A 13,321-nucleotide genomic window follows, 5' to 3' on the forward strand; every position below is an offset into this window, starting at 1 on the left:
CATCGCGTTCTGCCGGTGGTTGGATTGATCAGATCGGTTTCCCCGAACTCTCAGATCCGATCAACCATAGGAGAACATCATGAAAAAGCTGCTTATTTCCGTCATCGGCGCCTTGACGTTCAGCGCGGGCTGGCCCGCACTGGCAGGCCCCGACTTCCAGGCCATCGAGAAAGCGCGTGCGAACAGACAAGCGGCAGTGGCCGCTCAAGGCACCAGCACCGTCAGAGTCGACAGCACCACAGGCCAGCCAGTGAAGTGCCCGCCCGATCCTCTGGTGCTTCCGCTCGACCACGGCCCCCGCGCACTGACCACGCCAGGGGAGAACCGGATACGCAAGGCGCGCTACGAAGCTCAGTTGAAGGCATGTGCAAACCCCGCGCTATGAGCCACTGAAAACGCTTTCACCGTAGGGACTCGCCGGAGGGCGAGTCCCATTCAAACTCAGAAAAGGAAATCCATCATGAAATTTTTCTCGACCGCAACCTTGATCGCTGCTGTGTCTTTTTCCGTGGCGACCTTCGCCCAGACCGGCGACACGGGCCACATGAAGATGGAGGGCAAGGACATGCACAACTGCATGAACATGAAAGGGATGAAAGGGATGGAAGGGATGGAAGGCATGGACATGAAGGACATGGATGCCAAAAAGTGCCAGGACATGATGAAGGGCATGGATGACAAAGGCGCGACGAAGGCAGTCAAGTCCAGAATTCACGAGGCCGATGCCGTCGTCAAGGCCGTCGATGCAGCTCAAGGCAAGGTGACCTTGGCGCACGGCCCCGTCAAGAGCCTGGGCTGGCCCGCGATGACCATGGCCTTTGCCGTCAAGGACAAGGCGCTTCTCGACAAGCTCGCTGTCGGGAAGAAGGTCCACGTCGGGTTCCAGAAGGAAGGCGACAGTTACGTCGTGTCCTCGGTCAAGTAGGGCGAGCTACGAGACGGCGCGAGCCATCCCACAGGAGCGAGAACTCCGCACTGCGGGCTGTCCGCGCGTCCTGCAGCGCAAAGCGGGCGGCCGAGCACTTTGCACCGTCGTCTTCTGGTGCCCTGAGGGCACAGTAGCTATGCCACGGCCGCCGTCACGTTGAAGAAACGCGATCCGCGCCTACGCGTAGGCGCGGATCGCCTCCGCAACATGACCTCTGCGCCTGGATTGGTGGGCATTTCACCGACCCGAACGAGCAAAACACGCAGCAATCGCCGGGCAGTGGACGCAGCAAGCGCTTGCATCTTTCGCACTCGTAGAAGAACTGGCAGGCGTCTACAGGCATGTCTTCGCACTTCGCATGGCCGCAATGCGGGCACGTCAACACCGAGTCGAGAACCATCGCGTTGTGCAGATTCTGTCCTTGGGTCATGGATGTACCCGCCCGCTCTCGCAGCCAGCCGCGCAGCAACGCTCATGTGCGGGTGACAGGAGGTCCCAGATCGAAATGCCGACCATCAACGCCAGACCCATGTACAGCAGATTCGCGGTCCACCACCGACCAAAGAACAGAAGCATGGCCGCGAGCACCATCACCGGACCGACCATGCCCAGTACGCTGCGGTGCCATTGCCGATGACGCAACCAGCCAAGCGCGTTGGCGATCAGTGCAATCGCCGCGAAGAGCGGGAGCAGTGTGTTGATGAAGAGGCCTTCATACTCGGCGAAGCATCCCAGGCCCATGGCCGAGCCGAGACCAGCGAACGCGGGAAAGCATGTCGGGCATGAGGCTGCCGAGACGATGCTGCCCAAGGCGCCGGCCTTGTCGGCGACACGCGTGATCCATTCCATTGGTCGGTTCCTTGTCTTTCGAGAGAGCCACAATACTTCCGTAGTCAAGTACGGAGTCAAGTGGCATGGACAACCTGAGCATCGGCGTGTTCGCAGACGCAGCCGGGGTCAATGTGGAGACCATCCGGTTCTACCAACGCAAGGGGCTGCTGCCGCAGCCGGTCAAGCCATATGGCGGCATCCGGCGCTACGGTCAGAAAGATGTGGCGAGAGTACGGTTCGTGAGGGCTGCGCAACGCCTCGGTTTCAGTCTCGACGAGGTGGCGGGTTTGCTGACATTGGAAGACGGAACGCATTGCGCCGAAGCTCGTCAGCTTGGGGAGCAAAAACTTGCCGTGGTGCGAGCCAAGCTGGCAGACCTGCATCGCATGGAGTCTGTCCTGGCGAACTTGGTTGACGACTGCTGCTCGAGTCGCGCCAGCCTGCCGTGCCCATTGATCGCGGCGCTGCAGGAATAGCCCGGGCGCGCATCTTCCAGGGAGCACGAAAGGAAACCCGGGTTCGCGCTTCCCGGCGCAACTGTTTGGACTAACCTTCTCGTTGCGCTGCGGAGACCAACTCGCCAAGGATGCCGCACTCTTTCGCTTGATGCCCCGAGGAGCATCGGGCGCGAAGTGCGGTCAGCTGTTTTTCCAGTGCTTTCAAGCTGGTCAAGCGGGCACGCACCCTCGCAATCTGCTCATCGACCAGTCGGTTGATGTCTTCGCAATCCTCATCCGGACGGGATGTGAAATTCAGCAGTCGCCTGACATCAGCCAGCGGAATATCCAGGGCCCGGCAGTGGCGGACAAAGGACAGTCCGTCGACGTGCTCCGGCCCATATGCCCGGTATCCGTTGGTCTGCCGGGCAGGCGGCGGCAGCACACCCGTCTTCTCGTAGAACCGGATCGTGTCGGCGTCCACGCCGGTGGCGTGGCTCAACTCACCAATTTTCATTGCGCAACGCTCGCATGTTATCGGGACAAGCATCGTAGCCGCTTGACCTTGGAGCCGCTCCAAGGTGTGAAATAGCCCCTGTAGGTGGGAGCACAAGGCGACCGGCGCCTGTTCCAAGGCTGGTGGCATCTGCGCTTCGGCTCTCCTGCGCAGAGACTGGCAGGGCCGGCCGGCCTCACCACCTGACTCTTGAAGACGAACGGATCGATCAATGAAAGCAGACACCGAAACCTCCTGCACCACAGCGTGCTGTTCAGCGGGCGCGACGGCGATCGTCGAGCCACTCGTGACCCATTTCGGGATCGCCAACATGGACTGTCCCAGCGAGGAGGCCCAGATCCGCAAGCGCCTGGCGCAGGTCGATGGCATCCGGGGGATGGTTTTCGACCTGGCCGGTCGCCGCCTCGAGGTCACACACGAACCAGCCGGTCAGAACGCCATCCTGCGCGCGCTGCACGACATCGGCATGCAGGCGGCCGTGGCACCCGCATCGCAGCAGGTCGTCTACTTCATCGAGGAGATGGACTGCCCCAGCGAAGAGCGTCAGTTGCGCTCGGCGCTGGAGCCTCTGGAGGGCGTACAGGCCGTGGACTTCGATCTGAAGGCCCACACACTGACGGTGTCCCATTCGCTCGCCGATACGGCCTCCATTGCCCGAACCATCCAGGGCCTGGGAATGCGGCCCGTCGAGAAGGCCGAAGGCAGCGCGGCGCCGGCTGCTGACGACCCGGCCCCCGTGGTGGCTTCGCATGCGCCCCTTGCAGCACCTGCAATAGGAAACGCCACGCGCTTCTTCATCTCCAACATGGACTGTCCGACGGAAGAGGCCACGATTCGCAAGCGCCTCGGCGCAGTCGACGGCATTGAGCGGCTGGATTTCGATTTGATGGGGCGTCGGCTCGATGTCCAACATCACCTGCCGGACACCGCCCCGATCCTCAAAGCGCTAAGTGACGTGGGCATGAAAGCGACCGTCGAGCGCGCTGGCGGCCAGGGCCCTCAAGGTCAGGCCGTGTACCTCATCGAGAAGATGGACTGCCCGACCGAAGAAGGCTTGCTGCGCAAGGCGCTCGAGGGCATGCCGGGCGTGAAAGCACTGGACTTCAACCTGATGGGCCGCACGCTGACGGTGAGCCACGAGCTTGCCGACCTCGCCCCGGTGACGGCGGCGATCGAGAGGCTCGGCATGGCGCCGGTGCTGCGAAGCGCCAGTGAGCCAGCGCCTTCTGTCACGCGTAAATTCGGCACTGGCATTTCGCGTGGGCAATGGATTCGCATGGTCCTCTCCGGCGTGCTGGCGCTTGGCGCCGAGGCCATGGTCTTCGCCGGGACGCCAGAGGCCTCCTGGCCCATCATTCTGGCCAGTCTTGCCGCGATTGGTTTGGGCGGCACGCAGACCCTCAAGAAGGGCTGGATCGCGCTGAAGACGCGGTCGCTGAACATGAACCTGCTGATGACGGTTGCCGTCATCGGCGCGGCACTGATCGGTCAGTGGCCCGAGGCTGCGGTGGTGATCTGGCTTTTCGGCATCGCCGAGATGATCGAAGCATTGAGCCTGGACCGGGCCCGCAATGCGATCCGCAAGCTGATGGACCTCGCGCCAGAGAGCGCGCTGGTGCGCCAGCCCGACGGGCAGTGGAGCGAAGTCAAGGCGGACACGGTGCCCCTTGGGAGCGTCGTGCGCGTGCGTCCAGGGGAGCGCATCGCGCTCGATGGCGAAGTCGTCGCGGGTCAATCCTCGGTGAACCAGGCGCCGATCACCGGCGAGAGCATGCCGGTGGAAAAGGTCGTTGGCGCCACGGTCTTTGCCGGCACCATCAACGAACGCGGCACGCTGGAATTTCGCGTTACCTCGCGCAAGGGCGAGACCACGCTGGACCGCATTGCGCGATCGGTCCAGGAAGCGCAGGGTCAGCGTGCACCCACGCAGCGCTTTGTCGACAAATTCGCCAGCATCTACACGCCCGCGGTGTTCGCGGTCGCGCTCGCCGTCGCGGTCGTTCCTCCGCTCGCCTTCGGCCAACCGTGGTTCGAATGGGTCTACAAGGCGCTGGTGATGCTGGTCATCGCCTGTCCCTGTGCGCTGGTGATCTCCACGCCGGTCACCGTGGTGAGCGGCCTGGCTGCTGCTGCGCGTCGCGGCATCCTGGTCAAGGGTGGCCTCTACCTCGAGCAGGGCCGACACCTGAAGTCCGTGGCGCTGGACAAAACCGGCACGCTGACCCATGGGCGTCCCGCGCTCACGAACGTCATCCCGCAGGGCGCCATGACGAAAGACGAGGCACTGCGCCTCGCCGCAAGCATCGATGTGCTGTCGGAGCACCCCGTGGCCACGGCCATCGTCTCTGGATACGGCAATGCGCCGCTGGTCACCGTCGAGCGGTTCGAAGCGATCCCCGGGCGCGGCGTCAAGGGCGATGTGGACGGCCGCACCTACTACGTGGGCAATCACCGGCTCATCGAGGAGCTTGGCATCTGCTCGCCCGAACTGGAAGCGCAGCTCGATGCACTGGAATTTCAGGCAAAGACCGCCGTAGTCCTGGCCACCACGCAAGAGGTCCTGGCGGTGTTGGGCGTGGCCGACACCGTGCGCGAAACCAGCCGCCAGGCCATCGAGGAACTCAAGTCGCTCGGGATCGAACCGGTCATGCTTACCGGCGACAACAAGAAAACCGCGCAGGCAGTGGCGACCCAGGTGGGTATCGCCAATGCGAAGGGCGAGTTGCTGCCGCAGGACAAACTGCAAGCCATCGAGGAACTGCTCGGACGTGGTCCCGTTGGCATGGTGGGAGATGGCGTCAACGATGCGCCCGCGCTGGCGAAGTCGAGCATTGGCTTTGCGATGGGCGCGGCCGGCACGGACACGGCGATCGAGACCGCCGATGTGGCGCTGATGCAGGACGATCTGCGCAAGCTGCCGGAGTTCATCCGGCTGTCGCAGCGCGTCGGCGGCATCTTGACGGCCAACATCGTGTTCGCCCTCGGGATCAAGGCCATCTTCATGGTCCTTGCGTTCACCGGCCATGCCAGTTTGTGGCTCGCGATCCTGGCCGACATGGGTGCCAGCCTTGCGGTCGTCTTCAACGGTCTGCGCCTGCTGCGCCCGCCCGCAGTAGCCAAGGTCCACAACAGCTGAAAGGGGATTTCTCGGGCCTTGCGGCCCGCCCCTTGTCTTCGCGCGGCTGCCTGGAGTCACTTCCACCATTTACCCAGGCGGCAATGCGAGCCATCGATAAAATGAGAATCAATAGCACTACTACAACATGAAAATGCTCTCCCTCCGCGTCAGGCGATTCCTGGCAATGGCGGCGCTTCTCGCGCTCTGGTCGTCTTCTCTTGCCTGGGCTGCGGACTCCGCTGCGAGTGACCAGGCCAAGCAGACCTGGCAGTTGCTGGATTACCTTGCGGTCGATTACGGCGGCGCCGTGCGCGACGGCAAGGTCCAGAGCGCCAGCGAATACGAAGAGATGAAGGAGTTCGCTGCAACGGCTGGGCAGCAGCTCGCCGCACTGCCGAGCACGCCGGCGCTCCCGGATCTGCAACGCCAGGCCACAGCGCTGAGCGAGCTCATCGCGGCGAAGTCAGATGCAAAGGCGGTGGCCGACAGCGCCCATTCATTGGCTGCGGCACTGGTCAAGGCCTACCCGTTCCCGCTCTCGCCATCCAAGCCGCCAGATCTCGTGCGCGCCAAGGTGCTGTTCGAAGCCAACTGCGCCGCATGCCACGGGGCGACCGGCCGGGGCGATGGCCCACTGGGCGCCAAACTGACCCCGCCGCCGATCGCGTTCACCGATCGCGACCGGGCCCGCTCGCGCAGCGTGCTCGCGCTCTATCAGGTCGCCTCTCAAGGTGTCGCCGGCACGCCGATGCCCAGTTTCGCGACGCTCCCCGACGAGGATCGATGGGCATTGGCATTTTTCGCTGGAACGCTGTCGCACGACGATGCGATGCGCACGCGCGGTGAACAGGCATGGGGACGAGATGCTGCCGCCAAGGCCGTCTTTCCGGACCTGGCGGCCGCTGCCACACTGACCGAGGCTGCCTTGTCGGAGCGGATGTCTCCAGACGCGGCGCGCGACCTCACCGCCTACGTTCGAAGCCACCCGGAAGCCACCGTTGCCGCGAGCGGTCCGGGCGGACTGGGCCTGGCCCGCTCGCGTCTTCAGGAGAGCCTTGCCGCAGCACGCGCAGGTGACCAGGCCAACGCGACGCGCTTGGGTCTGTCGGCCTACCTGGATGGGTTTGAGCCACTCGAGCCTGCATTGCGCGCGCGCAACCAGGTGCTGCTCACCGAAGTGGAAAACTCCATGCTGGCCTATCGCGGTGCGCTCGCCAGTGGCAAGCTGGAGCAAGCCGATGCTGCGGCGCAGAAGCTGGACTACCTCTTTGCACAGGTCGACAACGAACTGGGGGCGGACAAGGCCGATCCGCTGACCACGTTCATCGCCTCGCTCACCATCCTGCTTCGAGAAGGCGTGGAAGCGCTGCTGATCGTCGTCGGCATGGTGGCCTTCCTGAAGAAAGCGGAACGGCGCGATGTCCTGGCCTACGTGCATGGCGGTTGGATCGTGGCGCTCGCTTGCGGCGGCCTGACCTGGGCCGTGGCAACCTATTTCGTGAGCATCAGCGGCGCCAGCCGGGAGGTGACCGAAGGGGTGTCGTCGCTCTTCGCGGCCATCGTGTTGCTGAGCGTGGGTCTCTGGATGCACCAGAAGAGCACCGCCGGTAAGTGGCAGGCCTATTTGAAGGAAAAGCTCTCCGCAGCGATGACGCGTCGCTCGGCGTGGGCACTGTTCGCACTGTCGTTCATCGCTGTCTACCGCGAGGTCTTCGAGACGGTGTTGTTCTACTCGGCGCTGGCCGGTGATGGCAACAACGGCGCCTTGCTCGGCGGGCTGCTGGGTGGGATGGCCATCCTCGCGGCCATCGGATGGCTCATGCTGCGCACCAGCGCTCGCATGCCCATAGGTAAATTCTTCAGCCTCAGCTCGATCCTGGTGGCCGTGCTCGCAGTGGTGCTCGCGGGCAAGGGTGTTGCCGGCCTCCAGGAGGCAGGGTGGCTCAGCGCCAGTCCAATCCACTGGCCCCGCATCGAGGTACTCGGGATGTATCCGTCCGCGGAGACCACCATCGCGCAAGCCGTGGTCCTGATCATTGCGCTGGCGGGCTTTGCGCTGAACTCGATGAGGGCTCGCCAACTGCAGTCGGCATGATGCTCAACGCAATTTCAAGGCGCTTTGACTTCGGCCCAATGCGTTGACCGCGCTGCATGCGCCCGCCTTTCGGGAGGACGCAACGTCGCATGGCAAGGGGCCGCCCGAAAAACCCGCCCTGGTGGTCTCTGTCGTTGCGTTGCCCTCCAATGAACGCGTCGATATACTGATTTCAGCGGAGATGGCATACCTCCCAAACCGCCCACTCGGGCTGATGATGCCTACCAAGGTCCCCAACGGGCCAGCGTAGGTATTGCCGATGCGTCAACCGCACCCAGCACCGTTCGCTCTGGCCTCTTTGACCAAGGAGCGACATGAGCGGCTTTTCATTCCTTGCAGTCTTCGGTGGTGCCGGTTGCGGCGCTTTGCTGCGCTGGTGGCTTGGCGGGTGGCTCAACCCGGTGTTTCCCACCATCCCCTTGGGAACGCTGGCCGCCAACCTCATCGGCGGTCTGCTGGTCGGCGCGGCCAGCGCCTTCTTCACGCACAACGCCGGCGTTGCTCCCAAGTGGCGGCTGCTCATCATCACCGGCTTCATGGGCGGCCTGACGACGTTCTCCACCTTTTCCGTCGAGGTCGTGACGCTGATCGGCCGGCATGAGCATTGGTGGGCCCTGGGCGCGGCGAGCGTGCACCTGGTCGGCTCGCTGATCCTGACCGGGATCGGCATCCTGATCGCCAACGCCTTGTTCGTCAGGGCCTAACAGGAGTTGCCATGGACTCCTTCACCGCGCGAACACACCCCACAAGCAGCCGCATCGAACCCAGCGCAACGAGCCGAAGGAGGCCCATCATGCAAGGCATCTACCTCAAGTTCTACGTCCAGGAGAACCGCCGCCACCACGGCATCCTCGCCTACGAATGGCTGCTCGAGGAGGCCAAGAAAGTGGGAATCCATGGCGGCTCGGCCTTTCGTGCGATCGCGGGTTACGGCCGCCACGGCAAACTGCATGAAGAACACTTCTTCGAACTCGCCGGCGATGTATCGGTGGAAGTCGGCTTCGCACTCAGCGAGCAAGAAGCAAAGAGCTTCCTCGACCATTTGGATGGCGAGGAGCTCAAGCTGTTCTACATCAAGGTGCCGCTGGAGATGGGCGTGGTCGGGGGCACGTCATGACCAGCACCTGGGCGCTGGCTGCGCTCTGGCTCGGGCTGGCCCTGGCCGCAACGCTGCTGTCGATCTGGCTGCGGGTCGCCACTGCCCTGTCGGAGATCGTCGTTGGTGCGATCGCCCAACTTCTGATCGGTGCCTTCATCGGCGGTGCGGCGCTCGGCGTCGGCGAGTCGTGGGTCACGTTCCTTGCGGGGACCGGCGCCATCGTGCTGACGTTCCTAGCCGGGGCCGAACTCGATTCGCGCGTGCTGCGCGCCAAGTGGAAGGAGGCCTCGGCCATCGGCTTGGTGAGTTTCGCCGTGCCCTTCTTCGGATGCACCGCCGTCGCCTATTGGGGTCTGGGTTGGTCCGGCCCGGCGAGCTGGCTGGCCGGCATCGCGATGTCCACCACCTCGGTGGCCGTCGTGTATGCCGTGATGCTGGAGTTCGGCTTCAATGCGACCGACTACGGCAAGACGGTGCTGGCCGCGTGCTTCATCACCGATCTGGCCACCGTGCTGGCGCTGGGCTTCATCTTCGCGCCGTTCACATCCAGGACATTGATCTTCTTCGCGGCGTGCGGTGTTGCAGCCATCGTGCTGCCCTGGCTCACTCCCAGGTTCTTCAAGCGCTTCGGCGGGCGGCCGTCGGAACTGGAGGCCAAGTACCTGATGTTCCTGCTGTTCGGATTGGGGGCGTTGGCGGCCTGGGCGGACAGCGAGGCGGTGCTGCCCGCCTACCTCACTGGCATGGTGCTGGCCGGCACCGTCGGCAAGGACCACGCACTGGTGCGACGGTTGCGCACGCTGACCTTTGGCCTGCTGACGCCGTTCTACTTCATCCGCGCCGGCTCGCTGGTCTCTGTGCCGGCGCTGGTGGCCGCACCCGGCGCCTTCCTCATCCTCTTGGCAGCCAAGATGGCCACCAAGGTGGCTGGCGTCTATCCGCTGTCGCGTTGGTTTGGAGCACCTCGCAAGGAGGCCTCATACACGACACTGCTGATGTCCACAGGGCTCACTTTTGGCACCATCTCGGCGTTGTTCGGGCTGTCCCACAAGGTGATCGATCAGGCGCAATATTCGTATCTGGTGGCCGCCGTGATCGGCAGCGCGGTGGTGCCCACGCTCATCGCCAATGCGTTCTTTCTGCCGCGGCACCTCCTGGGCCAGGTCGAACTGCCCGAGGAAGCTCCAACGACGCAGGCCACGGCGTCGTCAGGGACCCCGCGATGACCTCGTGGTCGGTCATCGCGACTGCGCGCTGGCAAACCGGCCAGCAGGAAAGGAGACACCATGTTCGGCAAAGTCCTTCTGGCGTACGACGGAAGCCAGACCGCTGACCTTGCGTTCACACGCGCCCTTCAAGTGGCGCAGGAAGCCCATGCGCCCCTGCACGTCGTGGCCGTCGCATGGTCTCCTGAGGTAGAGACGCACGCATCCCTGGACAAGGCGCGAGACCAATGCTGGGAATACCTCAACTTGCTGCGCAGCAAGGCGACGGCCGCGCAGGTGGTCCTCGAACTCGAGGTCGTCGAGGGCAACTGCTCCGATCAGATCGTCGCAGCGGCCGATCGCCTGGAGGCCGACCTGATCGTCATCGGCCACCGGCAGCGCACGCTGATGCAACGCCTGTCAGAGGCGTCGCTTGCCAAGCGGGTCGTCGATCACGCGCATTGCTCGGTGTTGATAGCGAGATGAGCGCGAGGCGAGGCGCTTTCACCTCCACTCGTGCGCCGGAATGCACGCGAGTGCATCACCGGCAACACTCGCCTGACACGCGTCCTGGCTGCTCATTCGAATGGCCGCCAGCTGACCCTCCACCGAACTGAGGCTGTACCACTGCCCATCAACCTCGGGCGGCGTGACACTCGCAAGCCACAGCACGGCAAGTGCCCAAAGCGCCAGCGCGATCAGTAGCGATGAATTCGCGCGCAGCCAATCGCCGAAAGTTGGTGCACGCCGAAGGTTGCGAACTGTCAGCATGGTCTGTCTCCTGGTCGTGGCTTTTCAGAAATCAGCGGGAACCCGGGCCATCGTGCGCGAGCGGCAATTCGCAGAGAAACAGCACCGCGCGGACCTTGCGAAGCTCTTCGGCGTGTTCGTGCATGAAGGCGCGCAACCGCTCCTCCGAATCGAGCAGCTCCAGGCATTGCGGATGCTTCATTCCCGACACTTCCGGGTGGTGATGTGTCAGGCGTTCACCCGGCAGGTAGCCCGAACTGATCTGGTGCAGCAACGCCTGCTGGATCTTCGCGCGCCGTGCGACCGCGAGCAGATGCTGGGCGAGCACCGGCGCGCTCAGGTGGTGCCAGAACCGCGTGGCCCTGGCGCGGCTGCCCGCCGGGAAATACAGGCGCAAGGCCGTCAGCTTGTTCTCGCTGGCGTGGCCGGTGATCGTGCTGAAGCTGCCTGTCATCACTGCTTCTCCTCGGGGTTCGCGGCCTTCTTGGCAGCCGCTTGCTTGCGGTATTGGGCGATGTCCGCGATCCGCAGTTCTTCCGGCAGTGTTCGCCGGTGCTTGCTGTGGCCCACGCGCTGCGCGTGATAGATGCCCGCGTGCCCCGAGAACAGGTAGCTGGCAATGCACGCGATGGCCGCAAGCGGGCCGATGGCCGGGCCGAATAACTCCACAGCCATGACGATGGTCGCCACCGGCGTGTTGGCGGCGCCAGCGAACACGGCAACGAAGCCGATGGCCGCAAGCATCGAGAACGGCAGGTGCAGCAGCGGCGCCATGGCGTTGCCGAGCGTGGCGCCGATGTAGAACAGCGGCGTCACCTCGCCGCCCTTGAAGCCGGTGCCGAGCGACGCGACGGTGAAGGCCAGCTTGCCGAAGAAGTCCCACGGGGCAAGAGGTGCCTGGAAAGCCTCGACGATGGTCGGAATGCCCAGCCCGATGTAGCGGTAGCCATCGAGCGCCCAGACCGCCGTGGCGACGACGATGCCGCCCAGCAGCGGGCGCAGCGGCGGGTAGGCGATCCAACGCTTCATCAGCCCGCTGAGCTGGTGCGTGGCGGTTGCGAACACGAGCCCGGTGAGTCCGAACACGATGCCCGCGGCCACCACGGCAACCACGCTCCAGAACGCCACAGGCACCACTTCGCTGACGACATAGTGCGTGTGATGAACGCCCCAGGCCAGGCCGACCTGATCGGCCACGATGGCAGCCACCATGCAGGGGAACAGCGCGTCGTAGCGCATGCGGCCGATGGCCAGCACCTCCAGCCCGAAGATCGCGCCGGCCAGCGGCGTACCGAAGACCGAGGCGAACCCGGCGCTGATGCCCGCCATGAGCAGGATCCGGCGGTCCTCGTGCTTCATGCGGAACAGGTGCGTCAGCTGGTCCGCCAGCGCGCCGCCCATCTGCACGGCCGTGCCTTCGCGCCCGACCGAGGCGCCGAACAGGTGCGAGATCACCGTGCCCCCAAGCACCAGCGGCACCATGCGCAGCGGAACCACCTTCTTCGGGTCGTGGATCTCGTCGATGAGCAGATTGTTGCCGGCGTCCACCGGCTTGCCCAGGCGGTAGTAGACCCACCCGACCGCAAAGCCCGCGATCGGCAGCAGCCAGATGGCTTGGCGGTGCGCCTCGCGCCAGTTGGTGGCCCAGTCGAGGGCAAAGAGGAAGAACGCGGAAGCGGAGCCGGCCAGGAAGGCCACGACGCTGGAGATGATGAGCCACTTGCCGATGTACGGCAGCAGTTCGAGTTGTTCGGGGCGGCGAAAACTGGTCATGTGGATCAGGAGCGGGAACAAGGGGCCTGATCGACCAGCAAAGCAAGATGTGAACGCGAACGCCTACAGCCCTGTGATGTGATCAGGTGTCTGTAGGCATCATCAGCTGCGGGCGATGCCGCGGCGGTTCATGGAGGAATGCCATCTCCAGTGGCGGCGATTATATCGGGCCTTCCTATCGCCCCGACCATGCGACGAACCACAGCCAGAGCCACCCTGCGACCGCCGACAACGCGAACGCGAGCATGAGCGCCGTCGACGCGCGGCCGAGCCAGCCTGCGCAGACGCCGATGCAGTCGTCGCTTCGGGTACGGCACTCTTGCCAGACGCCCCGCGGCAGCATGCGCAATGCCAGCCAGGACAGGACCGCAAGCAACACCAGATCGTCCAGGTAGCCCGGCATGGGCAGCACGTCCGGGGTCCAGTCCACGGGACTCGCCGCGTAGGCAACAACGAACAGCCCGATGGCCTTGGCCGCACGCGGCGTCTCGCGATGCCAGCAGCTGAGCCATAGCGCCAGCAAGGCGCGTGCGCAATGGCGTGACCACGCGGTGGGATTCATGACGCT

Annotated in this window: 16 protein-coding genes and 2 riboswitches; of the genes, 9 read left to right on the top strand and 7 right to left on the bottom strand. The window is 64.3% G+C overall.

The window, feature by feature from the left end; genetic code table 11:
* Positions 1 to 79 precede the first annotated feature (79 nt).
* Together AC07RV_RS23855 and AC07RV_RS23860 are read left to right on the top strand one after the other, a co-directional pair.
* Positions 80 to 385 (top strand): hypothetical protein, encoded by a 306-nt coding sequence (locus tag AC07RV_RS23855; protein ID WP_108137388.1) that lies wholly within the window; start codon positions 80 to 82, stop codon positions 383 to 385.
* A gap of 75 nt (positions 386 to 460) precedes the next feature.
* A complete protein-coding gene (locus AC07RV_RS23860; protein WP_108137389.1) occupies positions 461 to 925 on the top strand; it encodes a copper-binding protein in 465 nt (154 codons plus the stop codon).
* A gap of 154 nt (positions 926 to 1,079) precedes the next feature.
* Here AC07RV_RS23860 and AC07RV_RS23865 read toward each other — a convergent pair whose 3' ends face one another.
* Together AC07RV_RS23865 and merC are read right to left on the bottom strand one after the other, a co-directional pair.
* Positions 1,080 to 1,328, bottom strand: a complete 249-nt coding sequence (locus tag AC07RV_RS23865) for a GDCCVxC domain-containing (seleno)protein (RefSeq protein WP_296723210.1) — start codon at positions 1,326 to 1,328, stop codon at positions 1,080 to 1,082.
* Between the two features lie 26 nt (positions 1,329 to 1,354).
* Positions 1,355 to 1,777 carry an organomercurial transporter MerC gene (merC, locus tag AC07RV_RS23870; protein WP_108137391.1) on the bottom strand — a complete coding sequence of 141 codons (423 nt, stop codon included), beginning with the start codon at positions 1,775 to 1,777 and terminating at the stop codon, positions 1,355 to 1,357.
* Positions 1,778 to 1,842: 65 nt separating this feature from the next.
* Here merC and merR point away from each other — a divergent pair, with 65 nt between their 5' ends.
* Positions 1,843 to 2,235, top strand: a complete 393-nt coding sequence (gene merR, locus AC07RV_RS23875; protein ID WP_108137392.1) for a mercury resistance transcriptional regulator MerR — start codon at positions 1,843 to 1,845, stop codon at positions 2,233 to 2,235.
* 70 nt (positions 2,236 to 2,305) lie between these two features.
* Here the strand turns inward: merR and cadR are convergent, their stop codons facing one another.
* A complete protein-coding gene (gene cadR, locus AC07RV_RS23880) occupies positions 2,306 to 2,746 on the bottom strand; it encodes a Cd(II)/Pb(II)-responsive transcriptional regulator (RefSeq protein ID WP_492714269.1) in 441 nt (146 codons plus the stop codon).
* Positions 2,747 to 2,924: 178 nt separating this feature from the next.
* On the opposite strand from cadR, the gene AC07RV_RS23885 reads away from it, so the two are divergent.
* The 6 genes from AC07RV_RS23885 to AC07RV_RS23910 all read left to right on the top strand — a co-directional run bounded on the left by AC07RV_RS23885 (position 2,925) and on the right by AC07RV_RS23910 (position 10,716).
* Positions 2,925 to 5,849 (top strand): heavy metal translocating P-type ATPase, encoded by a 2,925-nt coding sequence (locus AC07RV_RS23885; RefSeq protein WP_181361135.1) that lies wholly within the window; start codon positions 2,925 to 2,927, stop codon positions 5,847 to 5,849.
* A gap of 127 nt (positions 5,850 to 5,976) precedes the next feature.
* Entirely contained in the window at positions 5,977 to 7,926 is a 1,950-nt protein-coding gene (locus AC07RV_RS23890) for a cytochrome c/FTR1 family iron permease (protein WP_108137393.1), read from the top strand.
* A 168-nt stretch (positions 7,927 to 8,094) separates the two neighbouring features.
* Positions 8,095 to 8,157: riboswitch (Fluoride riboswitch) on the top strand.
* 83 nt (positions 8,158 to 8,240) lie between these two features.
* The gene (gene crcB, locus AC07RV_RS23895) at positions 8,241 to 8,630 is read left to right on the top strand and encodes a fluoride efflux transporter CrcB (RefSeq protein WP_108137394.1); all 390 of its coding nucleotides are present in this window, start codon (positions 8,241 to 8,243) and stop codon (positions 8,628 to 8,630) included.
* Between the two features lie 89 nt (positions 8,631 to 8,719).
* The gene (locus AC07RV_RS23900) at positions 8,720 to 9,043 is read left to right on the top strand and encodes a DUF190 domain-containing protein (protein ID WP_108137395.1); all 324 of its coding nucleotides are present in this window, start codon (positions 8,720 to 8,722) and stop codon (positions 9,041 to 9,043) included.
* Positions 9,040 to 10,251 (top strand): cation:proton antiporter, encoded by a 1,212-nt coding sequence (locus AC07RV_RS23905; protein WP_108137396.1) that lies wholly within the window; start codon positions 9,040 to 9,042, stop codon positions 10,249 to 10,251. Before AC07RV_RS23900 ends, AC07RV_RS23905 begins: the two co-directional genes overlap by 4 nt.
* A gap of 60 nt (positions 10,252 to 10,311) precedes the next feature.
* Positions 10,312 to 10,716, top strand: a complete 405-nt coding sequence (locus AC07RV_RS23910) for a universal stress protein (protein WP_108137397.1) — start codon at positions 10,312 to 10,314, stop codon at positions 10,714 to 10,716.
* Between the two features lie 18 nt (positions 10,717 to 10,734).
* Here the strand turns inward: AC07RV_RS23910 and AC07RV_RS23915 are convergent, their stop codons facing one another.
* The 4 genes from AC07RV_RS23915 to AC07RV_RS23930 all read right to left on the bottom strand — a co-directional run bounded on the left by AC07RV_RS23915 (position 10,735) and on the right by AC07RV_RS23930 (position 13,315).
* Positions 10,735 to 11,001: a hypothetical protein gene (locus AC07RV_RS23915; RefSeq protein WP_132970516.1), complete on the bottom strand. Its 267-nt coding sequence runs from the start codon at positions 10,999 to 11,001 to the stop codon at positions 10,735 to 10,737.
* Between the two features lie 31 nt (positions 11,002 to 11,032).
* Positions 11,033 to 11,434, bottom strand: coding sequence for a hypothetical protein (locus tag AC07RV_RS23920; RefSeq protein WP_108137398.1), 402 nt, complete (start codon positions 11,432 to 11,434; stop codon positions 11,033 to 11,035).
* Positions 11,434 to 12,753 (bottom strand): voltage-gated chloride channel family protein, encoded by a 1,320-nt coding sequence (locus AC07RV_RS23925; RefSeq protein WP_108137588.1) that lies wholly within the window; start codon positions 12,751 to 12,753, stop codon positions 11,434 to 11,436. Before AC07RV_RS23925 ends, AC07RV_RS23920 begins: the two co-directional genes overlap by 1 nt.
* An 86-nt stretch (positions 12,754 to 12,839) precedes the next feature.
* Positions 12,840 to 12,911, bottom strand: a riboswitch (Fluoride riboswitch).
* Positions 12,912 to 12,928: 17 nt separating this feature from the next.
* Entirely contained in the window at positions 12,929 to 13,315 is a 387-nt protein-coding gene (locus tag AC07RV_RS23930) for a YkvA family protein (protein ID WP_108137399.1), read from the bottom strand.
* Positions 13,316 to 13,321: the final 6 nt, after the last annotated feature.

The organism is Variovorax sp. GW821-FHT09B01, from assembly GCF_059418345.1.